This is a genomic window from Streptococcus sp. SG2 (assembly GCF_030439925.1).
In the GTDB taxonomy this organism is placed as follows: Bacteria; Bacillota; Bacilli; order Lactobacillales; family Streptococcaceae; genus Streptococcus; species Streptococcus gordonii.
Genome location: NZ_JAQFJD010000001.1, coordinates 262,287 through 278,508 on the forward strand (window position 1 = coordinate 262,287; position 16,222 = coordinate 278,508).

Consider the following 16,222-nt stretch of genomic DNA (forward strand, 5'->3'; position numbering starts at 1 on the left):
AGTCCTTATTTTTTATTATATGCAAAGAGAGGACTGACAGGTTTTCTCTCTTGGATGCGGACAATAGCATCAGCAATCAACTCACTTGCTGTAATGTACTGGATGTTTTTTGGAGTTTTTTCTTTGGTGTCTACAGAATCAGTTACTAAAATTTCTTTGATTGGAACAGCATCTAATTTTTCAGCGGCACCGTCAACGAAGAGACCGTGGCTTGAAACCGCATAGATTTCGGTTGCTCCTTCTCGATCGACAATTTTAGCAGCTTCAGTAAAGGTACGTCCAGTATTCAAGATGTCATCAATTAAGATCGCTTTCTTACCAGCTACCTCACCAATAATATATCCTTCATTGCGGTGAGCATCGTCTTGAGCATAGTCAATAATAGCGATAGGAGCATCTAGATGTTCTGCTAAACTGCGAGCTCTCTTAACACCTGAGTTCTTTGGACTTACAACGACAACATCATCACCTGTTAAGCCTTTATCGCAATAGTGTTTTGCAAAAAGAGGAACAGTGTAAAGATTGTCAACAGGAATGTCGAAGAATCCCTGGACTTGAACAGCGTGTAGATCAAGAGTCAGTACTCGATTCACACCTGCTTTTACTAACATATTTGCTACTAGTTTTGCTGTGATTGGTTCCCGTGGTGCTGCTGTACGGTCTTGACGAGCGTAACCAAAGTATGGAATTACAACGTTTACTGAGTTAGCACTGGCACGATTACAAGCATCTACCATGATGAGCAGTTCCATCAAATGGTTGTTTACTGGAAAACTTGTAGATTGAATGATGAAAACATCAAAGCCACGTACGCTTTCTTCGATGTTGACTTGGATTTCTCCATCAGAGAACTGACGTGATGAAAGTTTCCCAAGCGGTACTCCAGCAGCTTTTGCAATCTTCTCAGCGATAGCATGATTTGAGTTGAGCGAGAATAATTTCATGTTCTTTTTGTCATTGATTGAACCAAACATACCTAAAGATAACTCCTTTAATTTTCTGATTACTATTTTATCAAAAATATAAGATTTTTTCAGCTATTTGGCAAGTTTTTAGCAAATCTAGCGATCTTGCTTTTTAGGGGTGTGTATGGGAGATTGTTTTCTTGTAGAAAGTCAAAGAAATTAACTTTTCCATCTTCAGCATCTTGAACTTCAAGTTCGATTTCATAATCGTGAACATCAAAATAAAAATTTTCATCCAGAGCTAGAAGTCCAAACTCATGTTTCATTTCTCTGCGAATGGTGGTTAAGTGGCCTAGGATATTTAATTGATTCAGCTGAATCTTCGTTTTTTTCAAGTTTTCAAGAATCTGTCCCTCTGGTAGAGTCATATTCTCAATTATAGAATGAACTTCATCAGCTGATAAAGCTTGGTTATATTCCATCGTTCCCACCTCTTGCGATATCTTCAGAGTCAGCTCGGCTGAATCATCAAAACGACGGATTCGGAAAGCCATTTTATGGTCTCTGATAAAAAAATCAGGGGTATCTATATAATAATTTGTTTGTTTTACTGGAGTAATATCTTTAAAAAGTGGTAGCAGACTGTCGAATTGTTCTTTGTTTAATCCAGATTTATATTCAATTTCTAAATGATTCATTGTTGATCCTTTTCTTTCGCTTGAAAACGATTTATGTTATAATAATAGACGTATTTATTTTATATAAAATAATTAAAAATGACAAGGTGAGTGAGTGCATTTATGGAGTGGGAACAATTTTTAGACCCTTATGTCCAAGCTGTTGGTGAGTTAAAAGTCAAACTGCGTGGGATTCGAAAGCAATACCGCAAGCAACAACGACACTCACCTATAGAATTTGTAACCGGTAGGGTCAAGTCTATTGAAAGTATCCAAGAGAAGATGGTTATGCATGGAATAAGTTTAGAAAACTTAGACCGTGATATGAATGATATTGCAGGACTTCGAATTATGGTTCAATTTGAGGATGATATCACTGAAGTTCTGAAAGTCTTGCGTCAGCGGAAAGATATGAAGATTGTTCTAGAGCGAGATTATATCACTTATAAGAAGCCAAGTGGCTACCGTAGCTATCATGTGATAGTTGAATATCCTGTTGATACAATTGACGGTAATAAAGTTGTCTTGGCTGAAATTCAAATTCGGACCTTAGCCATGAATTTTTGGGCGACAATTGAGCATTCTCTGAATTATAAATATAAGGGAGAATTTCCTCAAGAAATTAAGGAAAGGTTGGAAATAACAGCTCGAATTGCCTATGAATTGGATAAAACAATGGGTGAAATTCGCCATGATATTCAAGAGGCTCAAGTTCTGTTTGATCCGCCTTATCGGAAGTTAAATGATGGCGTAGGAAATAGTGACGATACAGATGAAGAATATAGATAAAAAGATTGCAGTTTTTAGCAATTATAAACCTCAAAGTAAAGAAGTCTGCCAATTATTGATTAAGAAACTAAGGCAGAATCGTTTCATTTTAACCGATAAAAATCCTGATATAGTTATTTCTGTAGGTGGAGATGGCATGCTCTTGTCAGTTTTTCACAAATATGAAAAACAATTAGATAAAGTTCGTTTTGTCGGTGTTCATACTGGACACTTAGGATTTTATACTGATTACCGAGATTTCGAAATCGACAAGTTAATAGAAAATCTAAAATTGGACACCGGAGCTCAGGTTTCCTATCCGATTTTAAATGTTAGAATTTTCCTAGAGGATGGTTCTGTAAAGAGTAAGCTAGCTTTGAATGAAGCTACGATAAAGCGATCAGATCGGACTATGGTTGCTGATGTCATGATTAACCATGTGGCTTTTGAACGCTTCCGTGGGGATGGGATTTCGGTTTCTACTCCAACCGGCAGCACAGCTTACAATAAGTCCTTAGGTGGAGCAGTTCTTCATCCGACAATAGAAGCCTTGCAAATTGCTGAAGTGGCAAGCCTTAATAATCGTGTATATCGTACTTTAGGTTCGTCGATCATTGTTCCTAAAAAAGACAAGATCGAAATCTTTCCAACTCGAAATGATCAGCATACGATTTCGGTGGATAATAGAACTTATACTTTCAAGCATATTACCAAGGTTGAATTTCAAATAGATAATCATAAAATACAATTTGTTGCCAGTCCAAGCCATACGAGTTTTTGGAACCGAGTTAAGGATGCCTTTATTGGAGAAGTAGACGATGAGATTTGAGTTTATTGCAGATGAACATGTCAAAGTCAAAACTTTTCTCAAAAAACATGATGTCTCAAAGGGGCTTCTTGCTAAAATTAAGTATAGAGGTGGTGGTATTTTAGTAAATGACGAACCACAAAATGCGATTTACTTGTTAGACATTGGTGATAAAGTTACGATCGATATCCCCAAGGAAGAAGGTTTTGAAAGTCTAGACGCGATTTCGAGAGAATTAGAAGTGGTTTTTGAGGATGATCATTTTTTAATACTTGATAAACCAGCTGGTGTTGCAAGCATTCCTAGCGTCAACCACTCTAATACTATGGCTAACTATGTCAAAGCCTATTATATAGATTCCGGTTATGAGAATCATCAAGTCCATATTGTGACACGTTTGGACAAGGATACTAGCGGTCTTATGCTATTTGCCAAACACGGCTATGCCCATGCACGATTGGATAAACAATTACAAAAAAGAACTATTGAGAAGCGTTATTTAGCCCTGGTTAAGGGAGATGGTCTTTTAGAAAAAGAAGGGGAAATTATTGCTCCGATTGCGCGTGATGAAGATAGTATTATTACACGAAGAGTTGCCAAAGGAGGTAAATATGCTCATACTAGTTACAAGGTGATTGAGCAATTTGGCAACATCTATCTAGTGGATATTCACCTTCATACAGGAAGGACGCATCAGATTCGAGTTCATTTTTCACATATCGGCTTTCCACTTTTGGGAGACGATTTATATGGTGGAAGCTTAACTGAAGGTATCAGTCGCCAAGCTCTTCACTGTCATACTTTGAAATTTTACAATCCATTCAGTGGAGAGGAAATTGGACGTGCCAGTCCTCTTCCAACAGATTTTGAACATGTAATTCAGACATTTAAAAATTAATTAAGAGGAGATTAACAAAATATGAAAATTTTTGATGATATTCGTGATGCCTTGCAGGATAAAGAAGTGAAAATTGTCTTGCCTGAAGGAGAAGAACCTCGTATTCTTCAAGCAACTAAGCGCCTTGTAAAAGAAACTAGTATTACTCCAGTTCTTTTGGGTAATCCTGAGAAAATTCGTATTTATTTAGAAATAGAAGGAATAACAGAAGGGTATCAGGTTATTGATCCTACAAACTGTTCTTGCTTTGAGGAAATGGTGGAAGCTTTTGTTGAGCGTCGTAAAGGAAAAATTACTGCAGATGAAGCGCGCCAATTGCTGAAGGAAGATGTCAACTATTTCGGTGTTATGCTAGTTTATCTTGGCAAGGTTCAAGGAATGGTTTCAGGTGCTATTCACTCTACAGCAGCGACTGTTAGACCTGCTCTTCAAATCATCAAGACTTTGCCATGGGTTTCGCGCACTTCAGGAGCTTTCCTCATGGTTCGTGATGATGAGCGCTACATTTTTAGTGACTGTGCTATTAATATCGATCCTGACGCCAGTGTTTTAGCAGAGATTGCTATTAACTCAGCTTTGACAGCACAAATTTTTGATATTGATCCTAAAGTCGCTATGCTCAGCTATTCTACCAAAGGTTCTGGTTTTGGAGAGAAGGTTGATAAGGTCGTAGAGGCAACTAAGCTGGCTCAGGAAATGCGTCCAGATTTGGCTATCGATGGTGAATTGCAGTTTGATGCGGCTTTTGTACCTGCAACAGCAGAACTAAAAGCACCTGGTAGTCCTGTGGCTGGTCAAGCGACTGTCTTTGTCTTCCCTAGCATTGAAGCTGGTAATATCGGCTACAAGCTGGCAGAACGTTTAGGTGGCTTTTCTGCAGTAGGTCCTATCTTACAAGGGCTTAATCATCCAGTTAATGATCTTTCTCGTGGATGTAATGCGGATGATGTTTACAAGCTGACCTTGATTACAGCTAGTCAGGTAGTTGGTCATTATTAAACGATATGAGATAATTGGGGGGCGTAAGCTCTCCAATTTTTTTATCCTTATGCTATACTAGATTTATGTTAAATTTGAAAGAATACGGAATTGAGATGTGGGAGGCAGATAAAATTGCTTCTTTTCGCGAGAAATTATTAACTTGGTATGATAAAAACAAACGCGATCTGCCTTGGCGTAGAACAAATAATCCTTATCATATCTGGGTTTCTGAGATTATGCTGCAGCAGACTCGGGTGGATACGGTGATTCCTTACTATGAGCGTTTTCTTGACTGGTTCCCGACAGTAGCTGACTTAGCACAGGCACCAGAAGATAGACTGCTCAAGGCTTGGGAAGGGTTAGGCTATTATTCGCGGGTGAGAAATATGCAAAAAGCAGCCCAGCAGATAATGACAGATTTCGCTGGAAAATTTCCTGATAGCTATGAAGGAATTGCTAGCCTCAAAGGAATTGGACCTTATACGGCTGGTGCTATTGCTAGTATTGCCTTTGGTCTAGCTGAGCCTGCGGTGGACGGCAATGTCATGCGGGTGCTGAGTCGATTGTTTGAAGTGGATTTAGATATTGGTCAACCCAGCAATCGGAAGGTCTTTCAGGCTATGATGGAGATTCTGATTGATCCAGACAGGCCCGGAGATTTCAATCAAGCACTGATGGATCTGGGGTCAGATATCGAAGCTCCTCTTAATCCTCATCCAGAAGACAGTCCTGTAAAAGAGTTCAGTGCAGCCTATTTACATGGAACTATGGATAAATATCCTATTAAAGCCCCTAAAAAGAAGCCAGTTTCGGTCTATCTGCAGGGCTTGATTATCGAAAACGAGCAGGGACAATTCTTGCTTGAAAAGAATGAAGCTGCTGGCTTGTTATCAGGTTTTTGGCATTTTCCCTTGATTGAAGTTGAGGAATTTCAAACTGAAAATCAGATGTCCCTCTTTGAGATAGCTGAAAATCAGCCAAGTCTGGATTTGTCTCCTCAAGAAAGCTTTGAGCAGGATTATGATTTGATTGTCGATTGGCAGCAGGGGTCTTTTCCAAAGGTGCAACATGTCTTCAGCCATCGCAAGTGGCATATCCAGCTAGCTTATGGCCGAGTTAATGATAGCCAGATCGTAGCTGATGGAGAGGTCATGTGGCTACATCCAGATGAATTTGAGAAGTACCCTTTTGCCAAACCCCAGCAGAAGATGTGGGAGGCATTTAATAAATGAACGTTCATTTCAATTTAGAGCATAGGTTTATGAAGAAATAATAGGATTATGTAACTTATATGGATTATAGACCAGATTATTCAGATAAAAATTTTATAGGAGCTCGTAGTATATTTGCTAGTATTCTCTATTTTATATTAGCTTGTTTCAATTATTTTTTGGCTCTTGCATATTTTGCTTTTATTCGTGAATTATATTCTAATCATGCAAAAATCAGTTCTATCTTAATTTGTTATTTTATTTGTTACAATTTATTTTTCTTGATTCGTGAGTTAAATTTTAAAATCCTTCATTGGTGTGGCTATCATGCCTCACCAAAATATTATAGATTTAGCAGAGGGAGGTTTCCCTTATTCAATAAAATAACGAAAACATATAAAAGACATTACAGAAGAAGATCAAGGAAACACCAATTTCTATTCCTAATCAGTTATTTGCTTTATTTAAATTTGGTGCCCATCTGTCCCTTTATATATTTTTATTTTATAATACATTTTAATATAACAGACTTTAATAATGAAAATAAAATCTATTCTTGTATCATCTTCATCTTATTATTTGTGCTAATCTATATATTAGAATTACTTTTTAAAAGGTATAGAAAATGGTTTACAAAACACTTTAATCTTGATGATAGGCTAGAGGAGCATGAATTTCCAATATTTTTCTTAAAAGAAAAATGATCTACTAGAATAGTTTGTAAAAAAACAACAATAGAACTGAACAATTTTTACGGAAAACGAATAATAGCTAGAGAATGATCTCTAGCTATTATTTTTATAAATGAGCGAATGCTTTAATCTCATCTGCAGTCATAGAAGAATCACAACGAACTGCTACTTGGCCGTCTTGAACATGAACAAAGCCAGGAACCGTCGGAATGCTATATTCAGAGCGGAAGGCTTGCAGTTTCTCTAATTCACTAGCTTCTTCACTGTTAATGAAGTAGATGTGTGCTTTAGTTTCAGCTACGACACCAGCTAATGTTCCAGCAAACTTACGGCAGTAAGGGCAAGTTTTACGACCAACGAAGAAAGTTGCTGTCTCTTTGTCAGCAATCGCTTGGCGGGCACGATCAACAGTTGTGACTTCTAAGTCTTTAATATTTTGAGCAAATTGTTCCATAAATCATCCTCATTTCTTTTGATAGAACTAGTATGCCATAAAGTTTCTAAAATTGCTTAGATTTGATACGAAAAAAAGATGAGATTGGTTGGTCTCATCTTTTATAATTTCTTATTTTACAAAAGCGTTGATTTCCGCTTCGATATTTGCAATCTTAGCTTGTGAATCTTCGTTGCTTTCACCTACAACTGCAATGTAGAACTTGATTTTTGGTTCAGTTCCAGAAGGGCGAACAGCGATCCATGAACCATCCGCAAGTGTGTATTTCAAAACATCACTTGGAGGTGTTGTCAAGGTTGTTACAGTGCCATCTGCAGCAGTAGAAGTTTGGGCTTTGAAGTCTTCTACGACAGTGATAGCTGTTGCATTCCATTCTTTTGGAGCATTGTTACGGAACTTAGCCATGATGGCTTTGATTTGTTCAGCACCGTCTACACCTGAAAGAGTCACAGAGATGGTCTTTTCAGCATAGTAGCCGTACTCTTTGTAGATTTCTTCGATACCGTCAGCAAGTGTCAAACCACGTGAGCGGTAGTAGGCAGCAAGTTCAGCAACGACAAGAACGGCTTGGATGGCGTCTTTATCACGTACAAATGGTTTGATCAAGTAACCGAAGCTTTCTTCAAATCCCATCATGTAAGTGTGATTGTGTTTTTCTTCAAATTCTTGGATTTTTTCAGCGATAAATTTGAAACCAGTCAAGACGTTGAACATTGTTGCGCCGTAGCTTTCAGCAATCTTCGTTACCAAGTTAGTTGATACGATGGATTTGCAGAGAGCAGCATTATCAGGAAGAGTTCCAGCGCTCTTATGAGCTTCCAAGATGTATTTAGCCATGATAGCGCCGATTTGGTTACCTGAAAGGTTAAGGTAGCTACCATCTTTTTGAAGCACTTCAACACCAACACGGTCAGCGTCAGGGTCAGTTGCGACAAGAACATCTGCACCAACTTGACGACCAAGTTCTTCGGCAAGGGCAAAGGCTGCTTGGTTTTCTGGGTTTGGAGATTTTACAGTTGAGAAGTCTGGGTCAGCAGTTGCTTGCGCTTCAACAACTTGAACAGAGTCAAATCCTGCTTGGGCAAGAGCACGACGAGCCAACATTTCACCAGTACCATGAAGTGGTGTGTAGACAATCTTCATGTCTTTACCAAATTCTTGGATCAAAGCTGGATTGATGTTCACATCTTTCACTTCTTTTAGGTACTCTACGTCGACAGCTTCGCCGATGACTTCAATCAAGCCAGAAGCTTTTTCAGCTTCGACATCAGCAACTTCTACAGCGAATGGATTTTCGATAGCACGAATGTATGTAGTCAAAGCGTCCGCATCGTGTGGAGGCATTTGCCCACCGTCTTCACCGTAAACCTTGTAACCGTTAAATGGTGCAGGGTTGTGGCTGGCAGTAATCATGATACCTGCAAAACAGTTGAGGTGACGAACTGCAAATGAGAGTTCTGGAGTTGGACGAAGGCTTTCAAATACGTAAGATTTGATGCCATGTTTTGCAAGAACTGCAGCAGATTCAAAGGCAAATTCTGGAGAGAAGTGACGGCTATCGTAGGCAATTGCCACACCGCGTTCTTTTTCATTTCCACCTTTTGACTCAATCAAACGAGCCAAACCTTCAGTTGCTTGACGGACAACATAGATATTAATGCGGTTTGTACCAGCACCAATCAATCCACGCATACCTGCAGTACCAAATTCAAGATTGGTATAAAAGGCATCTTCCTTTATTTTTTCATCCATATTTTCTAAATCTTGACGAAGGTAGTCTGGAAGATCAGCGAAATCGACCCATTTTTGATAATTTTCTTGGTAAGTCATAGAATGTCTCCTTTATTTAAAAAATGAAGAGAGGAAAATCATGATAAATCATCCCGCTCTTGAGTATATCTAATCGCTTTCATTGTAGCATATTTTCACTTATTTTGAAAGGTCAGATATAGAAAATGATGAAATACTTTTGAAAAAATTTTTTAAAGAATTTCAAATAAATCATATAGAGGAATTCAAAAAAGGACAGATAGATAACTGCCCTTACAAGATTATTGATTAGAAGATTATTGCTTAGCTTTTTCAAGTGCAGGGACGATAGTTGTTGTCAAGACTACCGAAATAAGTAACTCTGCAATTGAATTTGCGGATAAAACAACAGCAAGCATAGCTTGGATACTTCCTTGATAGACATTTGAAAATAGAAAGAAGATTCCGCCCAAGACAAAGATGGTATTAGTAGCAGAACCAACTGCTCCAGCTATAGCTAAACCAAGTTTGTTATGTAGGACTTTGTAGACAAGATAAGGAGTGAGACCGATTAAAATGCGGGGCACCATAGCGATTATAAGCGAATGTAGATTTCCGTTTGGTACAAAAGGGCTAAAAAGATAGCTACTAGGAATAAGCACTATGGTGTTAGTAATCACACTAATACATCCCATAAGGAAACCTAAGACCATTCCAACCTGAGGACCGTAAAGGATACTAGCGATAATAATAGGTATATGAATAATCGTTGGTTTAATTGGTACTGGCAGAAGGTTGAAAATCACTGAGCTAAGCAGATGCAGTACCAACATAATGGCAAAGAAAATAGCAATTTGTGCAATCTTAGATTGTTTTTTCATAAATAAGTTCCTTTACTGTATCAATAATTGTGTCAACCTCAGCTAGAGCACCTGTCCCCTGATCACCACAGGCTAAAACAGCTTCGCGTGGTTGGATAATCTTCCATCCAAAATTTTGCAGACGCTCTAGGTTGTGCTGGGTTAGTGGGTTTTCATACATCTTGGTGTTCATAGCTGGCGCCAAAACTTTCTTAGTATGAGTCGGTAAGGCCAGAGCAGTAGCTGTTACCATATTATCTGCTAGACCATTTGCTAATTTAGCAATCGTATTTGCCGTTGCAGGAGCTAGTAGAAAGAGGTCAGTCTCCTTGGCAATGGTAATATGGTTGACCTTGCTAGGATCAGGTTCTTGCATGATATCAAGAGCAACCAACCTTTGTGATAAGACTTGCAGAGTTAGAGGTGTGATAAATTCTGTCGCAGCTTGTGTCATGAGGACGGCCACATCAAAGTTCTCTTTCTTTAGGCGACTAGTAATATCTGCTGCCTTGTAGGCTGATATGCTACCACTAACTGCTAGAGTAATCTGAGTCATGTTTTTGCCTCCCTGTGGATATATTGGTAGAGGAGTTGAGCAATCTCAACCTTGGAATGTGCTTGCGTCACCCTATCTTTTTCAACTAGATAAGCTTCATGCCCTTTCTCAGTAATTTTATTTAAATCATTGGCAACAATAATATCTGCTTTGTTTTTTTGGAGACTGGCTCGCGCAGTCTCAAGTAACTTTTCCTTAGGAACATCAACCAAGAGTTTGAATCCAATCAAGCGAATGTCGGGATTCCATTGTTTTACTAAGGAGATGATTTTTGGTGTTTTTTTAAGGAAAAGTACCTGGACATCATCCTGAGAAGAAATCTTGCTTTCTGAGTTAGACTTATTCAGTAATTCTGTAAGGTCAGAGCTAGCTAAAACTTTATCAAAGCCTGTCATATAAACTGGAGTGTAGTCAGAAACTGCCATAGCATGAATTAGTACATCGTGCGTGTGTACAAGTTGCTCCAGCTTTTCATGAAGCTCTGCGACATTTTCAATTTCTACTGTAGTAAGATTGGGATGTAGTAGAGGACGGACAGCCCTAGAAGTCGTTACTAGAGTCACTCGATCGCCTTTGTTTAAGAAAGTTTCGGCTATGACTTTTCCTAACTGCCCAGTTGAATGATTGGTAATAGAACGGACTCGATCGATTTTTTCACTTGTTCCACCTGAAGTAATCAATATATTCATAGCCTTATTTTACAAGAAAAAGTAAATTTAGTAAAATAATTATATTTACAGAAAGCTACTGAGAATTAAAATTTTGAAAACAGCTTGAAGTTACTTGTTTCTTATCAATAATCTATAGGAATGATTGTAATTTTTTGAAAAAGGAGAGAGTATGGAGAAAGAGAAATATCAGTTTGAATATTACGCTGGTTCGAATTTTTATTTCACAAATTTGATGTTTATATTGGTCATGTTTGGATTTGGAATTGTTGCTTTTATAAGTATATACATGGATATTGATAAGGGCATAGAGCATGATTTGTCGCACTCTACCTTAATGATTATATTCCTAGCAGCGATCTTTGGCGGAATCATACTCTATCTTATTAAAAATATATTTAAAGAAAAAGAAAGCAAGGTACCGATTTTAGCTGGGACAAAGGATGAGTTCGTCTTTCGCATTGATGATGAACAAATTAGCATTCCATGGAAAGATATTCAAAGAATTTCTTATAAGAAGCGTTCCGAATATAGTTCTGAAGGACATAGAAGTGTAAAGCATTATATTTGTCCCTATACCCAAGATGGTCCTGATTACGAAATTTCAATTGATAAATTAGATGAAGACCAGTATGATATCAACGATGTCTTAAATAAATACCATCCGGAGATTCTTTTGAGTGGATTTCTTGATTAAAGGAATTACAACTTAAAGTTTAGATTTCTATAAAGTTTCAAGTGAATTTCATAATTTTATCTGATGAATTCTAGTTTTCGCAAAGCAAAACACGAACAATATTTTTTAAAAGAGTTAAATTGTGTAGGTTTTACTCTTTTTTTGTTATAATCTATATACTAAATGGATGAAGGAGAATTTGATGAAAGCAGATATCGAAATTGCTCAAAGTATTGAATTACAGCCTATAGTGGATGTGGTGAAAAAAATTGGCATCGACTATGATGACTTGGAATTATATGGTAAGTACAAGGCTAAGCTTAGCTTTGATAAGATTTCTGAGGTAAGAAAAAATCCAGTTGGTAAGTTGATTTTGGTAACGGCTATTAATCCAACTCCAGCAGGTGAAGGGAAATCAACTATTACCATTGGTCTTGCGGATGCCTTGAACAAGATTGGTAAGAAAACGATGATTGCCATCCGCGAACCGTCTTTGGGTCCAGTAATGGGAATTAAAGGAGGAGCAGCTGGCGGTGGCTTTGCACAAGTCTTGCCTATGGAAGACATCAATCTCCACTTTACTGGGGATATGCATGCCATTACGACTGCTAATAATGCCCTGTCAGCTCTTATTGATAATCATTTACATCAAGGAAATGCCCTGGGAATCGATCAGCGCCGCATTATCTGGAAACGTGTGGTGGACTTGAATGATCGGGCTCTTCGCCATGTGACTGTTGGCTTAGGAAGTCCAGTTAACGGTATTCCACGCGAAGATGGCTTTGATATCACGGTCGCTTCTGAAATTATGGCGATTCTTTGCCTGGCTACGGATATTGAAGATTTGAAAAAGCGCTTGGCTAACATTGTTATTGGTTATCGCTATGACCGCTCACCAGTCTATGTTCGTGACCTTGAGGTAGAAGGAGCCTTGGCTTTGGTCTTGAAAGATGCGATTAAGCCAAATCTGGTACAGACTATTTACGGGACACCAGCCTTTGTTCATGGTGGACCGTTTGCTAATATCGCCCACGGCTGTAACTCTGTTTTAGCAACTAGTACAGCGCTACGCTTGGCTGATTATACGGTGACTGAAGCAGGATTTGGGGCAGATCTTGGAGCTGAGAAATTCTTGGATATTAAGACGCCAAACTTGCCAACTTCTCCAGATGCAGTAGTCATTGTCGCAACCCTTCGTGCTCTTAAGATGAATGGCGGCATTGCGAAAGATGCTCTGACAGAAGAAAATGTAGAAGCAGTTCGTGCAGGTTTTGCTAATCTTAAACGCCACGTTGAAAATATCCGTAAGTTCGGTATTCCAGCGGTCGTAGCCATCAATGAATTTGTCTCTGATACGGAAGCTGAAATTGCAACTCTTAAGGAACTCTGTGCAGAAATCGGGGTACCGGTTGAGCTTGCCAGTGTCTGGGCTGATGGCGCTGAAGGCGGTGTGGCTCTAGCTGAAACTGTTGTCAAAACCATTGACGAAAGTTCAGCACACTACACTCGTCTCTATGACAATAACTCAACTATCGAAGAGAAAATCGAAAAAATTGTCACAGAAATCTATCGTGGTTCAAAAGTGAACTTTGAGAAAAAAGCGCAGACTCAGATTCGTGAAATTGTCAAGAACGGCTGGGACAAATTGCCAATCTGTATGGCCAAAACCCAATATAGCTTCTCAGACAATCCTGCTGCGCTGGGGGCACCAGAAAACTTTGAAATTACCATTCGTGAATTGGTACCAAAACTTGGGGCAGGCTTTATCGTGGCTTTGACAGGAGATGTCATGACCATGCCAGGCCTACCAAAACGCCCTGCGGCACTCAATATGGATGTGGCAGCAGACGGCACAGCGATTGGTCTATTTTGATCATGGTTTAAAAGACTCGTTACGAGTCTTTTTTGGTATAATAATGAAAATACTGAGAACATGGAGTCATTATGGAGATTAGATTAGCTAAGCCATCAGATGCTAGATCCTTGTTAGATATTTATGCGCCTTATGTCGAGAATACAGCCATTACTTTTGAATATGAAGTTCCGACCATTGAGGATTTTGCAATTAGGATTGAGAAAACATTGGAAAAATATCCTTACTTGGTGGCGGAAGAAGACGGTGTAGTCTTAGGTTATGCTTACGCTTACGCTTCGACTTATTATGCGCGTGCAGCCTATGATTGGGCGGTAGAATTATCCGTCTATGTCAGTCAAGATGCTAGAGGGAAAGGAGTCGGCAGTAAGCTTTATGATGCTTTGGAAGAAATGTTAGAACAGATGGGTTATATCCATTTTCTAGCCTGTATTTCTTTGCCAAACGAGGCTAGTCTGGCTTTGCATAGAAAAAGAGGCTATCAGCAGGTGGCGCATTTCCCTAAAATTGGCTATAAATTCAACCGTTGGCACGATATTGTTTGGCTACAAAAGTCTTTAGAAAAGGAAGTTAGACCAATCAAGCTTTTAAAAGAAAAGGAGTCGGAAGTGTGAAAAAGAAATATCTAATTATTTTGTTGTTATCCATTGGTTTAATTACCTTATCTGGTTGTCAGATGATTGAGAACTGGATTAAAAATGCCAAGGAGGAATGGATTGGTTTAGAGATGACAGTTCGGACCTATGATGAAAATTCTCAGCTTATTGACCAGATGTCAGGTAAGTCCCTATCCATCTCGCGTAACGAGGAGTTTGACTCAGTTGATGCGGAGGGAAATTCCAAGGAAGATTCTTCTGTGCTCAAAATCACCTTGGGTAAGTACGAGATTGACCATGTAGGTTCTTCTCTGATTGCAGAAGAAAAAGGATTGAAAGATGTGTTTGCCCAGTATCAAAAGACGGCAGATGTTGAGGAGAATAGTCATTCTGTCCCTGTTTTAAATCGTATGATTTCAGCCTTTAAAAATGACTTTACCGGAAAGAAAAAGGTTATTTTGATTCGCTCTCAAAATGGGACCCCACTGGCAGCCTATGCTGGCGACCGTGTCTCTTGATAAATCTGATGCCCCTAAGACTTCGGAGTTGCTGATTGATGGCAAACGCCTCGTGATTTATCGATGTGACTACACTATTTATGACCGTGAATTGCTGGAGTAAGTTATGAATGTAGAGGAATTAATAAAAGAGTTAAAAGCTGTAGCCATACCTAATAATGCAGTGGCTATGAAAGCCTATATGAAAAATAAATTTGAGTTTCTAGGAGTTAAGACTCCGGCTAGACGGAAGCTCGCAAAAGCTTTTTTCAAACAACAGTCTGACTTAGTCATTGACTGGAATTTCATAAATGAAGCTTGGAATTATCCCTATCGAGAACTGCAGTACACTGCGCTAGATTATCTGGAGATTCGCAAGAAGCTATTGACTCCATCTGACTTGCCTAACTTAAAGAAGCTAGCCCAAACAAAATCTTGGTGGGATACGATTGACTTTCTAGACCGCTTGGTCGGATCAATCATCGCCCGATTCCCAGAAACCAAAGAGATTATTTTAGCTTGGAGTTGCGATGAGGATATTTGGTTACGGCGCTTGGCGATTGATCATCAGCTATTGCGAAAAGAAGAAACGGACACGGAGCTCTTGGAGAAATTTTTAGTGAATAATCTAGGCCAAGCAGAATTCTTTATTAACAAGGCCATTGGCTGGGCGCTGAGAGATTATTCCAAAACCAATCCAGACTGGGTCAGAGATTTTATAGAACGGTATCGAGCAGAAATGGCTGCCCTTAGTATTCGAGAGGGAAGTAAGTATTTATGAAACAGGTTTATTTAAAATATCTGGAAGAGAAAGATTACTCGGTTTGCCTGGAAGGTTTTTCCAATAGACTGCCTTCCCAATCACCGTTTGATGATGGACTTTTAGATATGACAATTTGTACAGAAAGTTGGTTTGCGGATTTGGTGGCTAAACACCGCGATTTCCGAGACAAAGACCAACAGTATATTTGGGGAATTTATGATGAAAAAAACGGAAAACATGTAGGTATGGTTAATCTATTTGTGCTAGCTAGAGACGATTTTCAATGGGCGGAAATAGGTTATACGATACATAATCAATTTTGGCGTCAGGGCTACGCCAGAGCAATGCTAGAAGAACTCAAGCAAGTCAGTCGTGAATTAGGATTTCATCGTTTAGAAGCACATGTGGATCTAAAGAATATCCCTTCCCAGAATTTACTAGAGCAAGCTGATTTCTATCTTGAAGGAGTACGGAAACAATTCCAAAAAGAAGGTCACAAATGGAAGGATAGACAAGTCTTTGTTTATATTTTAGATTAAATGTCTTGACAAAGTGGTGAGAGATAAGGTAGACTATATTTCATGCGATGA

At 38.8% G+C, this 16,222-nt stretch carries 17 protein-coding genes and 1 pseudogene; 11 read left to right on the forward strand and 7 right to left on the reverse strand.

Annotation, left to right across the window (positions count from 1 at the left end):
- Positions 1-5 precede the first annotated feature (5 nt).
- Together PCY09_RS01295 and PCY09_RS01300 are read right to left on the reverse strand one after the other, a co-directional pair.
- A complete protein-coding gene (locus PCY09_RS01295) occupies positions 6-962 on the reverse strand; it encodes a ribose-phosphate diphosphokinase (RefSeq protein WP_111724295.1) in 957 nt (318 codons plus the stop codon).
- Positions 963-1,033: 71 nt separating this feature from the next.
- Complete coding sequence (locus PCY09_RS01300; protein ID WP_125397132.1) at positions 1,034-1,603, reverse strand: CYTH domain-containing protein; 570 nt, start codon at positions 1,601-1,603, stop codon at positions 1,034-1,036.
- Positions 1,604-1,705: 102 nt separating this feature from the next.
- On the opposite strand from PCY09_RS01300, the gene PCY09_RS01305 reads away from it, so the two are divergent.
- The 5 genes from PCY09_RS01305 (at position 1,706) to mutY (ending at position 6,269) form a co-directional block, all read left to right on the forward strand.
- Positions 1,706-2,371: a GTP pyrophosphokinase family protein gene (locus PCY09_RS01305; RefSeq protein ID WP_046165521.1), complete on the forward strand. Its 666-nt coding sequence runs from the start codon at positions 1,706-1,708 to the stop codon at positions 2,369-2,371.
- Positions 2,355-3,179 carry an NAD kinase gene (locus tag PCY09_RS01310; protein ID WP_125397133.1) on the forward strand — a complete coding sequence of 275 codons (825 nt, stop codon included), beginning with the start codon at positions 2,355-2,357 and terminating at the stop codon, positions 3,177-3,179. Before PCY09_RS01305 ends, PCY09_RS01310 begins: the two co-directional genes overlap by 17 nt.
- Positions 3,169-4,056 (forward strand): RluA family pseudouridine synthase, encoded by an 888-nt coding sequence (locus PCY09_RS01315; RefSeq protein ID WP_125397134.1) that lies wholly within the window; start codon positions 3,169-3,171, stop codon positions 4,054-4,056. Before PCY09_RS01310 ends, PCY09_RS01315 begins: the two co-directional genes overlap by 11 nt.
- A 21-nt stretch (positions 4,057-4,077) precedes the next feature.
- Complete coding sequence (gene pta / locus PCY09_RS01320; RefSeq protein ID WP_125397135.1) at positions 4,078-5,055, forward strand: phosphate acetyltransferase; 978 nt, start codon at positions 4,078-4,080, stop codon at positions 5,053-5,055.
- 65 nt (positions 5,056-5,120) lie between these two features.
- The gene (gene mutY / locus PCY09_RS01325) at positions 5,121-6,269 is read left to right on the forward strand and encodes an A/G-specific adenine glycosylase (protein WP_125397136.1); all 1,149 of its coding nucleotides are present in this window, start codon (positions 5,121-5,123) and stop codon (positions 6,267-6,269) included.
- 777 nt (positions 6,270-7,046) lie between these two features.
- On the opposite strand, the gene PCY09_RS01330 is transcribed toward mutY, so the two are convergent.
- From PCY09_RS01330 to PCY09_RS01350, 5 genes are all read right to left on the reverse strand, one after another.
- On the reverse strand, positions 7,047-7,394 hold the full coding sequence (locus PCY09_RS01330; RefSeq protein ID WP_061410692.1) for a PedC/BrcD family bacteriocin maturation disulfide isomerase: 348 nt from the start codon (positions 7,392-7,394) through the stop codon (positions 7,047-7,049).
- A 111-nt stretch (positions 7,395-7,505) separates the two neighbouring features.
- On the reverse strand, positions 7,506-9,224 hold the full coding sequence (locus PCY09_RS01335) for a phospho-sugar mutase (RefSeq protein ID WP_125397137.1): 1,719 nt from the start codon (positions 9,222-9,224) through the stop codon (positions 7,506-7,508).
- A 236-nt stretch (positions 9,225-9,460) separates the two neighbouring features.
- Entirely contained in the window at positions 9,461-10,024 is a 564-nt protein-coding gene (locus tag PCY09_RS01340) for an ECF transporter S component (protein ID WP_125397138.1), read from the reverse strand.
- Entirely contained in the window at positions 10,008-10,559 is a 552-nt protein-coding gene (gene coaC / locus PCY09_RS01345) for a phosphopantothenoylcysteine decarboxylase (RefSeq protein ID WP_125397139.1), read from the reverse strand. Before coaC ends, PCY09_RS01340 begins: the two co-directional genes overlap by 17 nt.
- On the reverse strand, positions 10,556-11,248 hold the full coding sequence (locus tag PCY09_RS01350; protein ID WP_125397140.1) for a phosphopantothenate--cysteine ligase: 693 nt from the start codon (positions 11,246-11,248) through the stop codon (positions 10,556-10,558). Before PCY09_RS01350 ends, coaC begins: the two co-directional genes overlap by 4 nt.
- A gap of 151 nt (positions 11,249-11,399) precedes the next feature.
- On the opposite strand from PCY09_RS01350, the gene PCY09_RS01355 reads away from it, so the two are divergent.
- The 6 genes and pseudogenes from PCY09_RS01355 (at position 11,400) to PCY09_RS01380 (ending at position 16,171) form a co-directional block, all read left to right on the forward strand.
- A complete protein-coding gene (locus PCY09_RS01355; protein ID WP_125397141.1) occupies positions 11,400-11,924 on the forward strand; it encodes a hypothetical protein in 525 nt (174 codons plus the stop codon).
- A 181-nt stretch (positions 11,925-12,105) separates the two neighbouring features.
- Positions 12,106-13,776, forward strand: coding sequence for a formate--tetrahydrofolate ligase (locus PCY09_RS01360; RefSeq protein ID WP_125397142.1), 1,671 nt, complete (start codon positions 12,106-12,108; stop codon positions 13,774-13,776).
- A 71-nt stretch (positions 13,777-13,847) separates the two neighbouring features.
- A complete protein-coding gene (locus PCY09_RS01365) occupies positions 13,848-14,390 on the forward strand; it encodes a GNAT family N-acetyltransferase (protein WP_061602009.1) in 543 nt (180 codons plus the stop codon).
- Positions 14,387-14,993: pseudogene (locus tag PCY09_RS01370) on the forward strand (DUF5052 family protein). Before PCY09_RS01365 ends, PCY09_RS01370 begins: the two are co-directional and overlap by 4 nt.
- Positions 14,994-14,996: 3 nt before the next feature.
- Complete coding sequence (locus tag PCY09_RS01375) at positions 14,997-15,650, forward strand: DNA alkylation repair protein (protein ID WP_125397143.1); 654 nt, start codon at positions 14,997-14,999, stop codon at positions 15,648-15,650.
- Entirely contained in the window at positions 15,647-16,171 is a 525-nt protein-coding gene (locus tag PCY09_RS01380; RefSeq protein ID WP_061602007.1) for a GNAT family N-acetyltransferase, read from the forward strand. The genes PCY09_RS01375 and PCY09_RS01380 overlap by 4 nt, the downstream gene beginning before the upstream one ends.
- The last annotated feature ends 51 nt before the right edge of the window (positions 16,172-16,222 follow it).

Coding starts and splice junctions, on each gene's coding strand:
- PCY09_RS01300 (WP_125397132.1), bottom strand. CDS start 1,603: ATGAATCATTTAGAAATTGAATATAAATCTGGATTAAACAAAGAACAA.
- PCY09_RS01305 (WP_046165521.1), top strand. CDS start 1,706: ATGGAGTGGGAACAATTTTTAGACCCTTATGTCCAAGCTGTTGGTGAG.
- PCY09_RS01310 (WP_125397133.1), top strand. CDS start 2,355: ATGAAGAATATAGATAAAAAGATTGCAGTTTTTAGCAATTATAAACCT.
- PCY09_RS01315 (WP_125397134.1), top strand. CDS start 3,169: ATGAGATTTGAGTTTATTGCAGATGAACATGTCAAAGTCAAAACTTTT.
- pta (WP_125397135.1), top strand. CDS start 4,078: ATGAAAATTTTTGATGATATTCGTGATGCCTTGCAGGATAAAGAAGTG.
- mutY (WP_125397136.1), top strand. CDS start 5,121: ATGTTAAATTTGAAAGAATACGGAATTGAGATGTGGGAGGCAGATAAA.
- PCY09_RS01330 (WP_061410692.1), bottom strand. CDS start 7,394: ATGGAACAATTTGCTCAAAATATTAAAGACTTAGAAGTCACAACTGTT.
- PCY09_RS01335 (WP_125397137.1), bottom strand. CDS start 9,224: ATGACTTACCAAGAAAATTATCAAAAATGGGTCGATTTCGCTGATCTT.
- PCY09_RS01340 (WP_125397138.1), bottom strand. CDS start 10,024: ATGAAAAAACAATCTAAGATTGCACAAATTGCTATTTTCTTTGCCATT.
- coaC (WP_125397139.1), bottom strand. CDS start 10,559: ATGACTCAGATTACTCTAGCAGTTAGTGGTAGCATATCAGCCTACAAG.
- PCY09_RS01350 (WP_125397140.1), bottom strand. CDS start 11,248: ATGAATATATTGATTACTTCAGGTGGAACAAGTGAAAAAATCGATCGA.
- PCY09_RS01355 (WP_125397141.1), top strand. CDS start 11,400: ATGGAGAAAGAGAAATATCAGTTTGAATATTACGCTGGTTCGAATTTT.
- PCY09_RS01360 (WP_125397142.1), top strand. CDS start 12,106: ATGAAAGCAGATATCGAAATTGCTCAAAGTATTGAATTACAGCCTATA.
- PCY09_RS01365 (WP_061602009.1), top strand. CDS start 13,848: ATGGAGATTAGATTAGCTAAGCCATCAGATGCTAGATCCTTGTTAGAT.
- PCY09_RS01375 (WP_125397143.1), top strand. CDS start 14,997: ATGAATGTAGAGGAATTAATAAAAGAGTTAAAAGCTGTAGCCATACCT.
- PCY09_RS01380 (WP_061602007.1), top strand. CDS start 15,647: ATGAAACAGGTTTATTTAAAATATCTGGAAGAGAAAGATTACTCGGTT.